This is a genomic window from Paraburkholderia tagetis, assembly GCF_022213065.1.
GTDB lineage: Bacteria > Pseudomonadota > Gammaproteobacteria > Burkholderiales > Burkholderiaceae > Paraburkholderia > Paraburkholderia tagetis.
Genome location: NZ_JAKLJA010000027.1, coordinates 43,780 through 61,293 on the forward strand (window position 1 = coordinate 43,780; position 17,514 = coordinate 61,293).

At 68.0% G+C, this 17,514-nt stretch carries 12 protein-coding genes; all 12 read left to right on the plus strand.

Annotated elements, in window-relative coordinates:
* Positions 1 to 4: 4 nt before the first annotated feature.
* On the plus strand, positions 5 to 3,808 hold the full coding sequence (tssM, locus tag L5014_RS25970; protein WP_420800140.1) for a type VI secretion system membrane subunit TssM: 3,804 nt from the start codon (positions 5 to 7) through the stop codon (positions 3,806 to 3,808).
* Between the two features lie 2 nt (positions 3,809 to 3,810).
* A complete protein-coding gene (gene tagF / locus L5014_RS25975; RefSeq protein WP_238466668.1) occupies positions 3,811 to 4,578 on the plus strand; it encodes a type VI secretion system-associated protein TagF in 768 nt (255 codons plus the stop codon).
* Complete coding sequence (locus tag L5014_RS25980; RefSeq protein WP_238466669.1) at positions 4,575 to 6,620, plus strand: serine/threonine-protein kinase; 2,046 nt, start codon at positions 4,575 to 4,577, stop codon at positions 6,618 to 6,620. The genes tagF and L5014_RS25980 overlap by 4 nt, the downstream gene beginning before the upstream one ends.
* 20 nt (positions 6,621 to 6,640) lie before the next feature.
* A complete protein-coding gene (gene tssA, locus L5014_RS25985; protein WP_238466670.1) occupies positions 6,641 to 7,756 on the plus strand; it encodes a type VI secretion system protein TssA in 1,116 nt (371 codons plus the stop codon).
* Between the two features lie 279 nt (positions 7,757 to 8,035).
* Positions 8,036 to 8,662: a type VI secretion system contractile sheath small subunit gene (tssB, locus tag L5014_RS25990; RefSeq protein ID WP_238466671.1), complete on the plus strand. Its 627-nt coding sequence runs from the start codon at positions 8,036 to 8,038 to the stop codon at positions 8,660 to 8,662.
* A 1-nt stretch (position 8,663) separates the two neighbouring features.
* The gene (gene tssC, locus L5014_RS25995) at positions 8,664 to 10,172 is read left to right on the plus strand and encodes a type VI secretion system contractile sheath large subunit (RefSeq protein ID WP_238466710.1); all 1,509 of its coding nucleotides are present in this window, start codon (positions 8,664 to 8,666) and stop codon (positions 10,170 to 10,172) included.
* Positions 10,173 to 10,227: 55 nt separating this feature from the next.
* The gene (locus L5014_RS26000) at positions 10,228 to 10,719 is read left to right on the plus strand and encodes an Hcp family type VI secretion system effector (protein WP_238466672.1); all 492 of its coding nucleotides are present in this window, start codon (positions 10,228 to 10,230) and stop codon (positions 10,717 to 10,719) included.
* Positions 10,720 to 10,726: 7 nt separating this feature from the next.
* A complete protein-coding gene (gene tssE / locus L5014_RS26005) occupies positions 10,727 to 11,380 on the plus strand; it encodes a type VI secretion system baseplate subunit TssE (RefSeq protein WP_238466673.1) in 654 nt (217 codons plus the stop codon).
* 3 nt (positions 11,381 to 11,383) lie between these two features.
* Positions 11,384 to 13,393 (plus strand): type VI secretion system baseplate subunit TssF, encoded by a 2,010-nt coding sequence (gene tssF / locus L5014_RS26010; RefSeq protein WP_238466674.1) that lies wholly within the window; start codon positions 11,384 to 11,386, stop codon positions 13,391 to 13,393.
* On the plus strand, positions 13,390 to 14,505 hold the full coding sequence (tssG, locus tag L5014_RS26015; RefSeq protein ID WP_238466675.1) for a type VI secretion system baseplate subunit TssG: 1,116 nt from the start codon (positions 13,390 to 13,392) through the stop codon (positions 14,503 to 14,505). The genes tssF and tssG overlap by 4 nt, the downstream gene beginning before the upstream one ends.
* Positions 14,506 to 14,508: 3 nt before the next feature.
* Complete coding sequence (locus L5014_RS26020) at positions 14,509 to 16,755, plus strand: type VI secretion system Vgr family protein (protein ID WP_238466676.1); 2,247 nt, start codon at positions 14,509 to 14,511, stop codon at positions 16,753 to 16,755.
* Positions 16,756 to 16,808: 53 nt separating this feature from the next.
* Entirely contained in the window at positions 16,809 to 17,498 is a 690-nt protein-coding gene (locus L5014_RS26025) for a hypothetical protein (RefSeq protein ID WP_238466677.1), read from the plus strand.
* Positions 17,499 to 17,514 lie beyond the last annotated feature (16 nt).

Below are 17,514 nucleotides of genomic sequence, written 5' to 3' on the forward strand. Positions count from 1 at the left end.
CCGCGTGGGGCGTTCGGCATGGCACGCGCTGCGCGCGCTCGTGAGCCCGCGCGTGTGGGCCGTCGTCGGCCTCATTGCGCTTGCGGCGCTGATCTGGCTCGTGGGGCCGCTGATCGCCATTGGCACGTCCCGGCCGCTCGACAGCGTGCTCGCGCGCGTGGTCCTCATCGTGTTGATCTTCGCGGCGTGGGCGGCGCGCGTGGGGTATCGGCGCTGGCGCGCTGCGCAACTGAACGCGCAGTTGCTGAGCCAGTTGCGCGAGCCCGTGAATAGCCGCGCCGCGCCCGAGGAGGAAGCGCCACACGCACAGGAGCTGCGCAGCCGCTTCGACGAGGCCGCGCGCCTTCTGCGCAGCGCGCGTCTCGGGAGCGTGCAGCACGGCGCGCAGTATGCCGATCAGGGCGGCGCGCAGGGCGGCCAGGGTTTGCGCGGGCGCGTCGGCCGCTGGTTCGACGGCCTCACGCGCCAGTATCTCTATCAGTTGCCGTGGTACGTCTTTATCGGCGCGCCCGGCTCGGGCAAGACCACGGCGCTGGTCAACTCGGGCCTCACGTTCCCGCTCGCCGAGCAGTTCGGCAAGGCCGCGATTCGCGGCGTGGGCGGCACGCGCCACTGCGACTGGTGGTTCACCAACGAAGCCGTCCTGATCGACACGGCGGGCCGCTATGCCACGCACGAAAGCAATCGCGCGCTCGATCAGGACGAGTGGTCCGGCTTTCTCGCGCTGCTCAAGAAGTACCGCGTGCGCCAGCCGCTGAACGGCGCACTGCTGACGATCAGCGTCTCCGATCTGCTGGGCGCTTCCGAAGTCGAGCGCACCGGCCATGCGATGGCGCTGCGCAAGCGCTTGCAGGAGTTGCGCACGGAGCTGGGCATCCAGTTCCCTGTCTATGTGCTCGTGACCAAGGCGGACCTGCTCTCGGGCTTCACCGACTACTTCGCGCGCCTGAACCGCACCGAGCGCGCGCAGGTGTGGGGCTTCACGATCCCCCTCGCGCAGACCGAGGCGCGCGACTTCAATCTGCGCACCGTGTTCGACCGCGAATACCGGCTGCTGCACCGGCGTTTGAACGACGCGCTGCCCGAGCTCTTCACCGCCGAGCCCGACGCGCGCCGGCGCGAGCTTATCTATTCGCTGCCGCAGCAATTCATCGGCTTGCAGGAGGTGCTCGGGCAATTCGTCGAGCAGGTGTTCTCGACCTCGCGCTTCGACGCCATGCCGCTCTTGCGCGGCGTCTACTTCACGAGCGGCACGCAAGAGGGCACCGTGTTCGATCGCGTGATGGGCGGCATCAAACGCTTTCTCAAGATCGATGGCGTGCCGCCCGCGCCTCACGCGGTGTCGTCGGCGGCGAGCGGGCGCAGCTTCTTCCTCAAGGATCTGTTGCAGGAATTGATCTTCAAGGAGGCGCGCCTCGCCGGCACCGACCTGCGCTGGTATCAGCGCCAGCGCATGCTCGCGCTCGCCTGCTACGCGGTGCTCGCACTGGTGCTGGTGGGCGCGCTGGCGGCGTGGGTGGGCAGCTACGCGCGCAATCGTGCGTATCTGGCCTCGGTGGAGGCGCGCGTGCCGCAGATCGACCGCGCGCTGCAAGGCGTGACGATCACCGATGCCGACAACATCGCGCGCGTGCTGCCGATGCTCGACGCGATGCGCAACATCGCGCACGTGGAGGGCGTCGATCCGTCCAACGCGCCGCTCGCGTATCGGTGGGGGCTGTTCCAGGGCGACAAGATCCAGTCGGCGGCCGATAACGTCTATCACCGCGCGCTGGACGAACTGCTGCTGCCGCTCGCCGCGCGGCGGCTCGAAACGGCGGTGCGCGATGCGCCGCCCGACGATCCCGCCTATGTCTACGCCGCGCTCAAGGCGTATCTGATGCTGTACGACAGCGCCCATTACGATCCGGATTTCGTGCAGGCGGTGCTGGATCTGGAGATTGCCTCGACGTCCAGCACGCATCTGACGCCCGCGCAGCGCAACGACCTGCGCGCGCACATGGCGGCGCTTTTCGCGGGCCGCGTGGTGGTCTCGCCGTTCGCGCAGAACGAGCAGATGGTGGCCGCCGCGCGCGACAAGCTCACGCAGCTCACCTTCGCGCAGCGGCTCTACGCGCAGCTTGCGCGCACGCTGCGCCCCGCTGCGGCGGCTTACGACGTGAACGCGACGCAGATGGCGGGCCCCTCGGGCGCGCTCGTGTTCCGGCGCGCGAGCGGCGCGAGCCTGAACGAGGGCGTGCCGGGGCTTTATACCTACGACGGCTACTGGAAGGTGTTCGACAAGCGCCTGGCGCCAGCGGTGGAAACCTTTGGCCGCGACGAAGTCTGGGTGCTGGGGCTGCGCGCGCCGGAGGCCACGACGCCGGCCGCCACGAACGCGCAAGCGAGAGACGTGCGCGCGCTCTACTTCGACGACTACATCCGGCGCTGGGACGGCTATCTCGGCGATCTGCGCCTGCAGGGCACGGCGTCGATCGCGCAGACCACGCAGATTGCCCGCGTGCTGTCCTCGCAGGACTCGCCGCTCACGCGTCTCGCCGATGCCGCCGCGCGGCAGACCACGCTCACGCAGTACGCCGGTGGCGCGAGCGGGCTCGCTGCGGGCGCGCAGGACAAGGTGAACCAGGCGCGCGAATCGCTCGCACAGATCTTCGGCCAGCCGCAGGACGGTGGCGATTCCGGTGGCGATGCGGCGGGCGGCGACGCGCGGCCCGAAGCGGTGGTGGATGCGCACTTCGCGGGACTGCGCGAGTTCGGCGGCCAGGAGGGTGGCGGCGGTGGCGGCACGAATGGTGGCGCGAATGGTGGCGCGAGCGGCGGCACGAACGGCGGCACGAACGGCGGCGGCACGAATGCGGCCATGAGCGCGGTGCTCAAGTCGATCGACAACCTCTATACGTGGCTCACCGCCGCCGATGCCGCGCTGCGCGGCGGCGGGACGCCGCCGCAGTCGGACAGCGCCGATCAGATCCGCGCCGAAGCTGGCCGCATGCCTGCGCCGTTCCGGCAGATGCTCGGCGACCTCGCGAACGCCGCGCAGGGCAACGTCATGCACAACATCGACCAGAACCTCGCGCAAAGCGCGTCCGTCAACATCGGCGACTTCTGCCGGCAGGCCATCGCGGGGCGCTACCCGTTCGCCCGGGGCTCATCGCGCGACGTCGCGCCCGGCGACTTCGCGCGCCTGTTCGCGCCAGGCGGCCTCATGGACGAGTTCTTCCAGAAGAACCTCCAAAGCCGCGTGGATGCGAGCGTGCAGCCGTGGCGCTTCATCGGCGGCGCTGGGGGTGGGGCATCGGGTGTTGCTGGTGTTGCTGGCGCATCAGGCGCTCCAGGCGGTGCGTCGGGAGGTGGCGGACTGCTCGCCTCGTTCGAAAAGGCCGCTGTGATCCGCGACGCGTTCTTCGCTGGCGGCGCGCGCACGCCCACCATCAAGCTGGAGATCAAGCCGCTCGACATGGACCCGGACATCGCCGAATGGACGCTCGACGTGGACGGCCAGCAGGTGCGCTACGCACACGGCCCGCAGGCGCCCGTGACGGTGCAGTGGCCGGGGCCGCGCGGCATGAACCAGGTGCGCTTGCAGATCGTCGAGCAATCGGGCGCGACCGATGGCTTCGTGACCGAGGGGCCGTGGGCGCTCATGCGCCTTTTCGATCGCGCCGCGTCAGGCCGGGCCGCGCCCGACCAGATGGTGGCCGGTTTCAACGTCGATCACCACGCCCTCGCCATGCAGGTGACGGCGGACAGCGTGCGCAATCCCTTGCGTCTCGCTCAACTGGAGTCGTTTTCGTGTCCGGGGAAATGATCATGAACGGCGCCTGCCTTGGCGCAGAACTCGCGTTGCCCGCCTGGTACGGCAAACTGCCGGGCGCGGGCGACTTCGTCGGCCGCCGCATGCAGGGGGCGCTGGCGCGCACGTGGGAGCAATGGCTCTCGCAAGGCATGGCGACAGGCCGCGCGAATCTCGACGCGCATGCGCCGCTCTGGAGCTTCGCCATTCCCGCTGGCAGCGGCGACGGCTGGGTGCAACTCGGCTGCGTGGCGCCGAGCCACGACCGGGTCGGGCGGCGTTATCCGCTCGTGGTCGTGCAGCCGTTCGCGCCGACCGGGTATGCGCGTGAGAGCGGACATGGGGTGCAGGGCGCGCGCGCGGGATCGGCGCTCGCCGGCGCCGACGCGCGTATCCGCTTGATGGTCGCCATCGTGCGCGACGCGATACGCGGCGCGCTTGGGCCCGAGGACTTCGACAGGGCGCTTGCGCGGGGCCTGCGGGACGACGCGGATTCGGGCGCGGATGCGTTGCGCGTCGATGCATTGAGCGCGTCGGGTGCCGAGGCTTCGGACGCCGAGGCTTCGGGCGGTGATCAGTCGAGCGTCGATGCGTCGGACGTCGAGGCTTCGGCCACTGCCGGAGGCTGGCCGAATCTCTGGGAGTACTTCGATCCGAACGGCATGACGAGCTTCTGGTGGACCGATGCCGACGATGGCGCGCCGCGCACCGATGTCCACACCGGCGGGCTCGATGCCGCGCTGTTCCAGCGGCTCTTCGGCGAGCCGGGGGGAGGACGGCCATGACCGACTCGCACTACGCCGAAGCCGCGCCTCACACGGCGCGCGCAGGTTTGCAAGGAAGCTCGCAAAGTGGTTCACAAGGTCACGCGCAAGCGGGCGGCGATGGCGTGCGGCCGTTGCCGAACGGCCACCGGCTGGCGGGCTTCGAGCTCGACTCGGTGCTGGGCACGGGCGGCTTCGGCATCGTCTATCGGGCGTTCGATCGCACCTTGCAGCGCGCGGTCGCGCTCAAGGAATACATGCCCGCGATGCTGGCGTCGCGCGCCGGCGACTTCACGGTCGCGCTGCGCGCCGCGCGCTTCTCGCAAGCCTTCGATGCGGGGCGTGCCGCATTCCTGAACGAAGCGCGCCTGCTCGCGCAATTCGATCATCCGGGTCTCGTGAAGGTGCTGCACTTCTGGGAGAGCCACGGCACCGCCTACATGGTGATGCCGTTCTACGAAGGCCAGACGCTCGAGCAACTGCACAAGGGCGGCAAGCGGATGAGCGAGCCGGCGCTGCTGCGCATGCTGGCGTCGGTGCTTGGGGCGCTCGACGTGCTGCATCGCGCGCAGTGCTTTCATCGCGACATCTCGCTCGACAACATCCTGATCCTGCCGAACGGCAATCCGGTGCTGCTCGACTTCGGCGCGGCGCGCAAGCTGATTGGCGACCTGGTCGACGAGACCGCGATGATGCTCAAGCCCGGCTACGCGCCGATCGAGCAATACACCGACGATCCCGCGTTCAGGCAGGGTCCGTGGACCGATATCTATGCGCTGGGTGCGCTCGCGCATGCGCTGATGACGGGCGAGCTGCCGCCGGCGGCAGTGGTGCGCAGCATTCAGGATCAGTACCGGCCACTGGCGGGGCGCGAGGAGGCTGGCGGCGAGCACGAACATGAGCATGAACATGGGCACGAGCATGAGCATGCGCATGAGCACTACAGCGAGCGCGTGAGGGCCGCCATCGACCATGCGCTTGCGCTGCGGATCGAGGATCGGCCAGAGTCGGTGGTGGCGTTCGCCCAGGCGCTCGGTCTGCACGAGCCTGCGCCGGGGGTGTTCGTGCCCGCCGGGTATGATGCGCCGGCACGGGTGGCGCATCATGGCGGCGAGCGCGGCGGGGCGGTTGCGGGTGCTGTGGCGGGTGAGGTTGTGGCGCGGGACTCGATTGCTGGAGAACCGAGAGAGTCGCGGGACGCGGTGAAGGATGGGGGCGATGCGAGGGTGTCTGACACACCGACGCCTCACGCCGAAAAGCCTTCGGATATCGTGGCGAATGCGCAGGCGGCGTCGAAGTCGGCGGTAGCCACATCGGAAGCAAGCATGCGCGAGGGCGAATCGGCACAGGCGCAACCGCAGGCGCAACCCGTAACACAGCAATCGACCAGCAATCCTTCTGCGCCCGATATCGCGCAACAAAGCCGTTCGACATCCGAATCATCTGCGTCGCGCTTCACATGGCGGGCGATGCGCTTCCCCGTCCTGATCTTGCTGCTTGTTCTCGCGGTAGGCATACCGGCGCTGCGCTACGCGATCCGCACGCCGGCCGGCTCCACGCAGACCGCTGCAAACCGCAGCGCGCCCGCCGCACCTGCCGCACCCGCTGCACCCGCTGCACCGGCGAGCCACGCAGCGACCTTGGCGCTCGCGGCTCCCTCCGCCAACACGCCCGCGCAACCGGCCACGAGCGGTGCTGCTAATCCGGCTGCGCAGGCGCAGCAGCAACCAGGTACGACCACCTCTGGCGCGGCGACGCCCGGCTCCAGCCCTGCGCCCGCCACGCCCGCTCAGGTCGAGCACCCGCCCCGGACATCGATTCCGCCCAACGTGCGCCTACCCGCGCCGATGCGTCCCGTGCGCGTGCGCTTCCAGGTGCTGCCGTGGGGCGAGGTCTACGTCGACGGCGTGAGGCGCGGCGTGAGTCCGCCGTTTCATACGGCGAGCCTTTCGCCGGGCACCCATCGCATCGAGATCCGCAATGGCTCGCTCAAGCCTTACGTGCGGACGGTGACGCTCGATGCGGGCAGCCCACCGCTCGATATCAGCTACAAGTTCGAGTAATTGCGCCAAGGAGCCGAACGATGATCGAAATCCTGCTCGCACCGATCAGCGCCGCAGCGCCGTGCGGACCGGACCTCGAATACGACGCCGATTTTCTGGCGTTGCAGCGCTGCGCCACGGCGAGACCCGAGGAGCAGTACGGCGATGTGCTCATCGCCGCGCAGTCGCCCGCATGGCGCGAGGTCGAGCGCCTCGCGCTCGCCTTGCTCGCGCGCACGAAGGACCTGCGCGTGGTCGTGCCGCTCACCTGGGCGTGGATCGACAGCCGTGGGCTGCAAGGCTACGCGGACGGCTTGCGGCTCGCATCGGCGTTGCTCGACGCGTACTGGGAGCCGCTGCATCCGGCGCTGATCGTCGAAGGCGAAGCCGATCCGCTGCCGCGCTTCAATGCGCTGGCGGAACTGGCCGGTCCTCAGGGCTGCGTGCGCGCGGCGCGCGACCAGTCGCTGCTGGGAACGCTGAGCGTGAGCGCCGCCGTGGAGTTGATGCAGCAAGGCGAGAGCGGTGAAAGCGGCAATGCCAGCAGTTCAGGTAGTAGCGCTAACCATTACGCTGGCGGGCGCGAACGCCTCGTGCGCGAATTGCGCGAGGCGTTCGCGGCGGGCAACCCCGTGGTGCTGGCGGCGCTCGCGGTGCGGGAGCAACTGGCGGCGTTGCGGCACAGGGTGCGCGAGCGGCTTGGCGACGCGTGGACGCTCGATGCGAGCGCCTTCGAACGGCAGCTAGAGGCGCTGGCCGCCGAACTGCCGCGGAACATCGCACAACCGCAAGCGCCCGATGCAGCACCAGCGATGCCCGACATAGCGGAGCAAAGTGCGATGCAGAGCCCGTTGCAAGCTGCGTCACCGCAGCAGCGCGCGGCGGGACCACCCGCCACAAACTTCACCATCAGTCCAGCCACAAACGGCGCGGCATGGCGCGACGCCGAGATTTCGAGCCGCGCCGATATCGATTTCGGGCTCGAAAAGATGTGCCGTTACCTCGAATTGCACGAGCCGAGCCACCCGGCGCCCATTTTTCTGCGCCGTGCGCAACGCCTGCTCTCGCTGAACTTCTACGAGATCTTTCGTGACATCGCGCCGGAGAGCGTGCGGGAGCTCGATCACCTGAGCGGAAATCGCAATGAATCGGCGTAGTGAATGCAGTGAATCGCCACGGTGAATCGGTGCAATGAGCAGCCCAGATCGATCAGCGGTGCTGAACCGCCGTGCTGGATCGAAGCGCCGAACCGCAGGACTCAACCGGAGCATTCAACCGGAGCATTCAACCGCAGTACCAACCACAGGACCAACCGCAGTACCAACTACAGCGCGCGGCATCGGGAACCGCGCGGGAAATCAACATACGGATCGGCGCCGGCTTCGGCACTGGCGGCGATCTGCTTGAGCGCACGGATTGCGCGGGAGTTGACTCACATGTCTCGTCACAAGTCATCGGAAGGCGGCCAGAAGTTCATCGCGCGCAATCGCGCCCCGCGCGTGCAGATCGAGTACGACGTCGAGCTTTACGGCGCCGAGCAGAAGGTGCAGTTGCCGTTCGTGATGGGCGTGCTGGCCGATCTCGCGGGCAATCGCGGCGAGGCGCTGCCGGATCTGGCCGAGCGCCGCTTCATGGAGATCGACGTCGACAACTTCGACGATCGCATGAAGTCGATCGCGCCGGCGCTCGCGTTTCAGGTGCCCAACACGCTCACGGGCGACGGCACGATGAGTGTCGAACTCGCGTTTCGCAGCATCGACGACTTCGCGCCCGCTGCGCTCGCGCGCAAAGTCGAGCCGCTGCGGCGCTTGCTGGAGGCGCGCACGCAGCTCGCGAACCTGCTCTCGTACATGGACGGCAAGCGCGGCGCCGAGGAGCTGATCGCGCGGGCGCTGGGCAACCCGGCGCTGCTCGCCGAACTGGCGGAGGAAAACTCCCAGGAAAGCCCGCAGGAAAGCTCGCCACCGAATTCGCGGCCCAACGCGCTCGCCGCGCCACAAGCGCCGGGCCACGCAAGCGGGCCTCGCAACGCCGGACAGGAGGACGAAGATGAGCCGAAGTGAGATGCAAAGCACACTGCAACGCCCCGTCGCCACGTTGCCCGCAACCACGCTGAGCGGCGACGAATTCTCGGTGCTGCTGGAGCGCGAGATCAGCCCCAAGACCGAGCTTGCGCGCGTGGCCGTGCAGACCGCGGTGCAAACGCTCGCGCGCGAGGCGCTCGAGCAGAGCCGCACCGCGACCTTGTCGTCGGACGCTTACGAAGGGGTGCGGCAGATGATTGCCGCGCTCGACGAGAAACTTTCCACGCAGATCAACGCGATGCTGCATCACCCGGATTTTCAGCGCCTGGAGGCCGCGTGGCGCGGACTGCACTATCTCGTGAACAACACCGAAAGCGACGAGATGCTCAAGGTCCGCGTGCTGCCCGCGAGCAAGAAGGAAGTCGCGCGCATGCTCAAGCGCCACAAGGGCATTGCCTGGGACCAGAGTCCGCTCTTCAAGAAGGTCTACGAAGAGGAGTACGGACAATTGGGCGGCGAGCCGTTCGGCTGTCTCGTGGGCGACTATTACTTCGATCACAGCCCGCCCGACGTGGAGATGCTGCAATCGATCTCGAAGATCGCGGCGGCGGCGCATGCGCCGTTCATCGGCGGGGTGTCGTCGGCGCTGATGCAGATGGACTCGTGGCAGGAGCTATCGAATCCGCGCGATCTCACGAAGATCTTCCAGAACACCGAGTACGCCGCGTGGCGCAGCCTGCGCGATTCGGAGGACTCGCGCTACGTCGGGCTCGCCATGCCGCGCTTTCTCGCGCGCCTGCCCTATGGCGCGCGCACCGATCCCGTCGACGAATTCGAGTTCGAGGAAGAAACCGACGGCGCGCGCCACGACCGCTACACCTGGGCGAACGCGGCCTATGCGATGGCGGTCAACATCAACCGCTCGTTCAAGCTCTATGGCTGGTGCTCGGCGATTCGCGGCGTGGAGTCGGGCGGCGCCGTCGAGAACCTGCCGTGCCACACGTTTCCCACCGACGACGGCGGCGTCGATCTCAAGTGCCCGACCGAGATCGCGATCAGCGACCGCCGCGAGGCGGAGCTTGCGAAGAACGGCCTGATTCCACTCGTTCACCGCAAGAACTCCGACGTGGCGGCGTTCATCGGCGTGCAGTCGCTCTATCAGCCCGGCGAGTATCACGACCCGGATGCCACGGCGAATGCGCGGCTTTCGGGCCGGCTGCCGTATCTGTTCGCGTGCAGCCGCTTCGCGCATTACCTCAAGTGCATCGTGCGCGACAAGGTGGGGTCGTTCCGCGAGCGCCCGGACATGGAGCGCTGGCTCAACGACTGGATCATGAACTATGTGGATGGCGACCCTGCGAACTCGTCGCAGGACACCAAGGCGCGCAAGCCGCTGGCCGAGGCGCGCGTGGTGGTGGAAGCCGTGGACGACAACCCGGGCTACTACTCGGCGCGATTCTTTCTGCGACCGCACTACCAGTTGGAAGGCTTGACGGTGTCGTTGCGGCTGGTGTCGCGATTGCCGGCGTTGCAGGCCACCGGGAGTTGATAAGGATATCGAAGTGGCGCGATAAAAAACTGGATGTAAAACCGGGAGAAGCACAATGGGCGTGGCGATGTTTATGAAGGTGGACGGCGCAACGGGCGAATCCGCCGACAAGCAGCATGGTGGCTGGAGCGATATCCAGTCGTTTTCCTGGGGCGCGACACAGCCGGCCGCCATGGCCTCGGGCGGTGGCGGCAACGCGGGCAAGGCGAACTTCGACGACCTCGTGGTGATGGCCTTCATGGACAAGGCCACGCCCGCGATCATCAAACACTGCGCGAGCGGCAAGCATCTATCGAAGGTCGAGATATCGTCGTGCAAGACCGGCGGCGAGCAGATCGAGTTTTCGCGCGTCACGCTGGAAGAGGTGATCGTGACCACGGCGCGCGTGGTGGGCGCCGAAACGAGCGATGCGACCGACCGGCTGGTGATGCAGTACGGCTTCCAGGCCGCGCGCGTGAAAAAGCAGTACTGGGAGCAGAACGAGAACGGCGGCAAGGGGCCCGAGGTGACGATGGGCTGGGACATCAAGAAGAACACCGAGATGTGAGGCCTGCATGGCGCGTGATTCCGCTCGTCCGGACCCGGTGCGCGAGACGTACCCGCCTCACGAGGCGCACCCGCCTTACGAGGCGCACCAGACGCACCAGACGCACGATGGCGCCGCGCCCAGGCGCATGGCGCGACCGATGCTGTTCGACCGTTTGCGCGACGACGTCCAGCAGCGGCCCGCCGCTGCGGACTCGCCGTATCGCGGCGGCAGCCATGCTGGCGGGCTGCTCGAAGCGGTGCTGCGCGATCTCTCGTGGCTGCTGAACACGGCCTGCGCGCTCGACGAACGCGATGCGCGCCGTTACGCCGAAGCGGGCCGCTCGGTGCTCAACTTCGGCGTGCCGGCGTTCGCTGGCACACCGTTGTCCGGCATCGATACGCCGTACCTGGAAAATGCGCTGCGCGAGGCGATCGTGTGCTTCGAGCCGCGCCTGCAAGGCGAGAGCGTCGAGGTTCGCTGCGTGAACGACGCGCGGCGCGCGAGCCGGCACAACGTGCTGACCTTCGAGATCGCGGGGCGCCTCGCGTGCGTGGAGCCGCCGCTCTCGATGCTGCTGCAAACGGAACTGGATCTGGACTCGGGCATCGCGCTGCTGCGCCCGCTGAACGGATCCGGCGAACCGGAACCTGCCGGCGCCCGCATGCGGCGCAAAACCTGAATCATGGACACACGCTTTCTCGACTACTACAACCGCGAGCTCGCGTATTTGCGCGAACTGGGCGCGGAATTCGCGCGCCAGTATCCGAAAGTCGCGGGCGGTCTCGGCATGCACGGCATCGACGTGGCCGACCCGTTTGTCGAGCGGCTGCTCGAAGGCTTCTGCTTTCTCACCGCGCGCGTGCAGTTGAAGATGGACGCGGAGTTTCCGCGCTTTTCCGAGCGGCTGCTCGATGTCGTGTACCCCGATCATCTCGCGCCCACGCCGGCGATGGCGATCGTGCAGTTCGAGGCCGACCCTGCCCAGAGCACGCCAGGCCAGGGGTTTACCGTGCCGGCCGGGACCAGCCTCATGGCGGCCGCGCCGCGCGGCATGGGGACCGCCTGCGAGTTCCGCACCGCGCAGCCGGTCACGCTGTGGCCGCTCGTGCTGCGCGCCGTCGATCTGGTGCCGGTGCCGGCGGGGCTTGCGCCAATTGCCGCGCAGGTTGGTGCGAATACAGGTGCGAACACGGGCGCAGGCACTGGCACGGGCACGAGGCGAGCCTTGCGCATCGTCCTTGGCGCGCGCGGCGGGGCGAGTCTGAATCGCTTGCCCATCGACCAGCTCACGTTCTTTCTCAGCGGCCCCGAGCGGCAGGCGATGCGGCTGCTCGAACTCGTGTGCGCGCGCACGTTCGGCGTCGTGTTGCGCGATACCGATGTTGGTAGCGATGTTGCCAACGACGTTACGCCTATCAGCGGCAATGCCAGCAAACGCACGGAAGGCAGGCGGCTCGCAACGCTCGGGCCGGAGTCCGTGGTCCACGAAGGGTTCGACGCGGACCAGGCGCTCTTCCCGCCCAGTTCGCGCGGCTTCGAGGGCTATCGCATCCTGCGCGAGCACTTTGCGTTCGCGGCGCGCAACCTCTTCTTCAGCGTGCGTGGCTTGCGCCAGGCGTTCGAGGCATCGCGCGGCGAGTGCATCGAACTGCTGCTGCTCATCGACGGCGACGATGCCGATCTCGAACGCAGCATCGACGCAACCCATCTCGCGCTCGACTGCACGCCCGCGATCAATCTGTTTCCGAAGCGCACGGAGCGCATTCCGGTGACGCCCGGCACGAGCGAATATCGCTTGATGGTCGACCGCACGCGCGCGCTCGACTACGAGATCTTCGCGGTGAAGCGCGTGATCGGCCATCGCGCGGGTGCTGCGGGACATACGGGTGCGCAAGGTGCACACGGCGCGCAAGGCATGCAAGGCGACTGTGCCTTTCATCCGCTCTATATGGCGCGCGCCGACGATGCGGAGGAATCCGGCGCGTACTTTTCGGTGCGGCGCGAAACGCGGCTCGTCGGCACGCAGGCGCGGCGCTCCGGCTTGCGTTCGAACTATGCGGGCACGGACGTCTACGTGTCGCTTGTCGACCGCCGTCGTGCGCCGTTCGACGAGCACATCGAGCTGCTTTCCGCCGATACGCTATGCACGAACCGCGACTTGCCGCTGCACCTGGCGGCCGCGGGCGTTGCCGATCTCACGCTGAAGATCTCGGCGCCCGTGAGCCGCGTGCGCATCGTGCGCGGCCCTTCGGCACCGCGCCCGCCGCTCGCGCAGGACGAAGCCAACTGGCGGCTGATCGCGCATCTGGGGCTCAACTACCAGCCGCTCGCCGATATCGACGACGAAGCCGGCGCGCAGCGGCTGCGCGAGCAACTGGAGATCTACGCCGACCCTTCGGACGCGCCGCTCGCGCGCCGCATCCGGGGCATCCGGCGGCTCGCGTGCGAGCCGGTGTTCAGGCGCCTGCCGGTGGCGGGGCCGCTCGTCTACGGGCGCGGCGTGCGCGTGGAATTGACCGTCGACGATCACGCTTTCGCGGGCGACAGCCCTTATGTGCTCGGCGCGGCGCTCGAGCAGTTCTTCGCGCGGCATGCGTCGATCAACGCGTTCGTCGAATTCGCACTGTATTCGGCGCAGCGCGGCGAGGTTGCGGAATGGCCCGCACGCGTGGGCCGCAGGCCGGCGATATGAGCGATAACCCAAACCCCAATCCCGATCGCGCCCGCTACCTGGCGTTCTGGCGCGGGTTGCGCGCGGCGCCAGCAGAGCACGACCTGTTCCACTTGCTGCGCTGGATCGACGCGCTCGCGAGCGCGCCGGCTCGGCTCGGCGCGGCGCAGCACCCCGGCGCGGAGCCGGTGCGGCTCGGGCAGATTCCTTCGTTATCCTTTGCGCCTTCGATGGTGGCCGGCATCGCCGACGCGCAGGCGGACCGCGTGCCGCCTCGCGTGCTCGTTCAGGGCTTCGGCCTGTTCGGTCCCAATGGCCCGCTGCCGCAGCATGTCACGGAGTACGCGTTCGAGCGCGCGCACAGCGTGGGCGACGCCTCGATGAGTGCTTTCGCCGATGTGTTTCATCATCGGCTGCTCGTGCTGCTGTATCGCGCGTGGGCCGACGCGCAGCCGGTCGTGGGCCTCGACCGCTCCGGCGCATCGCGCTTCGACGGCTGGGTCGCGAGCCTGATCGGCGCGCGGGCCGCGGACGCAGCGTTGTCCACGCGAGACGTGCCTGGTCGTCACGCGAAGTATTTCCATGCGGGCCACTGGGTGCGCCAGACGCGCAACCCCGAAGGGCTCGCGCAGATGCTGCGCCACGACTTCGGCGTGCCGGTGCGCATCGTCGAGCATGTCGTGCGCTGGGTCGCGCTCGACGCGCGGCAGCGCGGCGCGATTGGTGCGATCGGTGCGATGGGCGCGCGAGGTGGCGCCTCAGGCACGGCACACGGCGGGCGGCGCAGGCGCGGCGCGCGCGCGGCGCTCGGCCGCGGCGCGGTGCTCGGGCGCGCCGTGCGCGATGCGCAAGGCAATTTTCGCATTGTGCTCGGGCCATTGCCGTTCGCGCGCTACCCGTCCTTCCTGCCCGGCGGCGCGGACGCCGCGCGGCTCGTGCATTGGGTGCGCGAGTACGTAGGCGTCGAGTTCGGCTGGGATCTGCAACTCGAACTGGCCGCGCCCGAGGTGCCGCGCGCGGCGCCCGGCGGCGCGGGGCGGCTCGGCTTCTCCACCTGGCTCGGACGGCGGCTGAACGACGAACCGGCGCGCGACCTCGTGATCGATCTGGTCGCGCGGGCGCAAGGAGGGTGACGCGTGGCGCGCATCTTTACGCTCGACAGCCCGCTCGGCGACGCGCTCAAGTTCTATCGCCTGAACGGTCAGGAGGCACTCGGGCGTCCGTTCGAATGGCGCATCGAGGCGCTAGCCGCGAGCCACAGCGTCTCGCTGCGCGACCTGCTCGGCAAACCGGTGACGGTGCGCGTCGAGTTGGCGGGCGGCGGGCAACGCTATCTGAACGGCATCGTGGCGCGCGCCGCACTGATCGGGCGGCATGCGGAGCGCTACTACGCGTATGAGCTGATCGTGCGCCCCTGGCTGTGGCTCGCGACCCGCAGCGCCGACTGCCGCATCTTCCAGGAGAAGAGCGTGCCGCAGATCGTGCAGCAGGTGCTCGCGCCGTATGGCTATCCGGTCGAAAGCCGGCTTACCGAGACCTACGCGCCGCGCGAGTACTGCGTCCAGTACAACGAGACCGACTTCGCCTTCGTTTCGCGGCTGATGGAAACGGAGGGCATCTACTATTTCTTCCGGCACGAGGCCGGGACGCACACGCTGGTGCTCTGCGACGCCATGGCTTCGCATGGCGATCTGCCCGGCTCCGCGACGATTCCGTTCATCGCCAGCGACCGCGCCGCGATTGCCGATGAAGAGCACATCGAAACCTGGCAGCCCGTGCAGGAGGTGAGCGCCGGGCGGCGCGAGGCGAGCGACTACGACTACACGAAGCCGCTTGCGGATCTGGGCGTGCAGCGCGCAGAGCCGCGCGGCCACGATCACGACGACTATGCGGTGTTCGAGTGGCCTGGCGGCTATCGCGACGACGCGCACGGCGAGTATCGCAATCGCGTGCGCCTGGAGGAACTGCAAGGGGTGTACGACCGCGCACAAGCGCATACCGATGTGCGCGCCAGCGCGCCGGGCTACCTGTTCGAGCTTGCGCGCTGCCCGCGCGCGGACCAGAACCGCAAATACTTGATCGTTCGATGTGCGTATCGTTTTCAGGAGAACCCCTACGCGAGCCACAGCGGCAACGAACCCGTGTTGCACGAAGCCGATTTGCTCGCGCAACCCGACAGCCTGCCGTACCGCTCGCCGTGCACGACACCGCGGCCTCATACCAACGGGCCGCAGACGGCAGTCGTGGTCGGGCCGCCCGGCGAGGAAATCTGGACCGATCAGTACGGCCGCGTGAAGCTGCAATTCCACTGGGACCGCTACGGGCAGCACAACCAGGACTCCTCGTGCTGGGTGCGCGTATCGAGCCCGTGGGCCGGCGGCGGCTTTGGCGGCGTGCAGATTCCGCGCGTGAGCGACGAAGTGATCGTCGATTTCCTGAACGGCGACCCCGACTACCCGATCGTGACCGGACGCGTCTACAACGCCTCGCGCATGCCGCCATGGGGCCTGCCGATGAGCGCGACGCAAAGCGGGCTGCTCTCGCGCTCGACGCCGGGCGGCACGTCCGATCATGCGAACGCGCTGCGCTTCGAAGACCGCAAGGGCTCAGAGCAACTATGGATGCACGCGGAGCGCAATCTCGACATGGAAGCCGAACTCGACCATTCCGTTTCAGTCGGCCGCGACCGCACCCGCAGCGTGGGGCGCGACGAGACGGTGCAGGTGAGCAACAACCGCAACAAGCAGATCGGCAACAACGAAACGGTGAGCGTCACGCAGCACCGCACGGCGCAGATCGGCGGTAACGAGAGCACCAGCGTGGGCGGCAACCATAACGTCGCTGTGACGGGCAACAGCACCCATGCAATCACCGAAGGCAATCACAGCTTCACCGTGGCGAACGGCACGCATACCGTGAGCGTCAAGCAGACCAGCGCGCATACGGTAACCGATGGCTCGCGCATCGTGAAGGTGGACAACGGCGAGTACAGCGTCACCGCGGCGAAGGCGGTATCGCTGTATGCGAAAACCGGGGGCATGCACATTACCGGCGACACCGGCGGCGTCGCCATCAAGGGCAGCGATACGGGCGTGGATGTGAACGGAGTCGACAACGGCGTCGGCATCATCGGCGACGGCGCGCAGCGGGGCGTGCATATCAAGGGGACGGGCAAGGGCGTCGTCATCTCGGGAACGCCTTTTACAGCGGTCTACGGGACCACCAACGTGGATGTCTCGGCGCCCACCATCAACGTGGGCGACAAGGACGTCAAGCAGGTCAACATCAACGCGAAGACCATCGTCATCTCAACGAATGGCGCGAGCATCACGCTCGATTCGTCGGGCATCACGATCCAGGGGACGATCGCGCATATCAACTAGGCGCGGGGCGAAGTGCATTTCGTGAAGGCCGGCAGAACAACGGAGAGGATCTCATGGGTGTTCAGGAAAACTACGCAGATCACGCGGATCACGCCGACGCAACGCGGCCGACGGAAGCCGCGCCAATCGATCCCGACAGCATCGACGACGCCACGCGCTCGAAGCTGCGCGCGTTGTTCGATGCGGGCGTGGCTCCCCAGCCGGCAGCGCCCGCGCGAGCGCCAGCCACGCAAGGCTTGCTTGTCGGCGAGGTGACCGATACCCACCATCCCGACAGCCCCGGCCGCGTGCGGGTGCGCTGGCTCTCCCCGCACGGCGGGACGCTGGAGCGCTGGCTGCACTGTCTGCGCGGGCAACGGCCGCGCATGCGCGATCGCGTGCTCGTCGAGCAGCCGGCGAACTGGCCCGAGCCGCTCGTCACGGGCATCCTCGCGGACGCCATCGGCGGTGGTGAAGCGGTCGGCCCCGGCTCCGAACCTGACCCGCACGCAGGCCATGCCATGAAGCTCGCGCCCGACGAATGCGTCCGGATCGACGATGCGCACGGCCAGCCGCTCGTGCAGATTCTCGCTTCGAGCGCGGGGCCGGTGGTGCGTCTCATGAGCCCGAACGTCAACCTGGAGGCGGCGGGCAAGCTCAGTTTGCGCGCGCAGACGCTGGAGCTGGAGGCCGGGCGCGGCGGCATCGATATCCGCACCGAGGCCGACACGGTGCTGCGCAGCCGCTATATCCGGCTGAACTGACGCGCGGGAGATCGGG

Excerpts from the sequence above, each read along its gene's own strand:
- L5014_RS26025 (WP_238466677.1), top strand. The coding sequence starts at position 16,809 with ATGGGTGTTCAGGAAAACTACGCAGATCACGCGGATCACGCCGACGCA.
- tssG (WP_238466675.1), top strand. The coding sequence starts at position 13,390 with ATGAGCGATAACCCAAACCCCAATCCCGATCGCGCCCGCTACCTGGCG.
- tssC (WP_238466710.1), top strand. The coding sequence starts at position 8,664 with ATGCAAAGCACACTGCAACGCCCCGTCGCCACGTTGCCCGCAACCACG.
- tagF (WP_238466668.1), top strand. The coding sequence starts at position 3,811 with ATGAACGGCGCCTGCCTTGGCGCAGAACTCGCGTTGCCCGCCTGGTAC.
- tssA (WP_238466670.1), top strand. The coding sequence starts at position 6,641 with ATGATCGAAATCCTGCTCGCACCGATCAGCGCCGCAGCGCCGTGCGGA.
- L5014_RS25980 (WP_238466669.1), top strand. The coding sequence starts at position 4,575 with ATGACCGACTCGCACTACGCCGAAGCCGCGCCTCACACGGCGCGCGCA.
- tssE (WP_238466673.1), top strand. The coding sequence starts at position 10,727 with ATGGCGCGTGATTCCGCTCGTCCGGACCCGGTGCGCGAGACGTACCCG.
- L5014_RS26000 (WP_238466672.1), top strand. The coding sequence starts at position 10,228 with ATGGGCGTGGCGATGTTTATGAAGGTGGACGGCGCAACGGGCGAATCC.
- tssB (WP_238466671.1), top strand. The coding sequence starts at position 8,036 with ATGTCTCGTCACAAGTCATCGGAAGGCGGCCAGAAGTTCATCGCGCGC.
- tssF (WP_238466674.1), top strand. The coding sequence starts at position 11,384 with ATGGACACACGCTTTCTCGACTACTACAACCGCGAGCTCGCGTATTTG.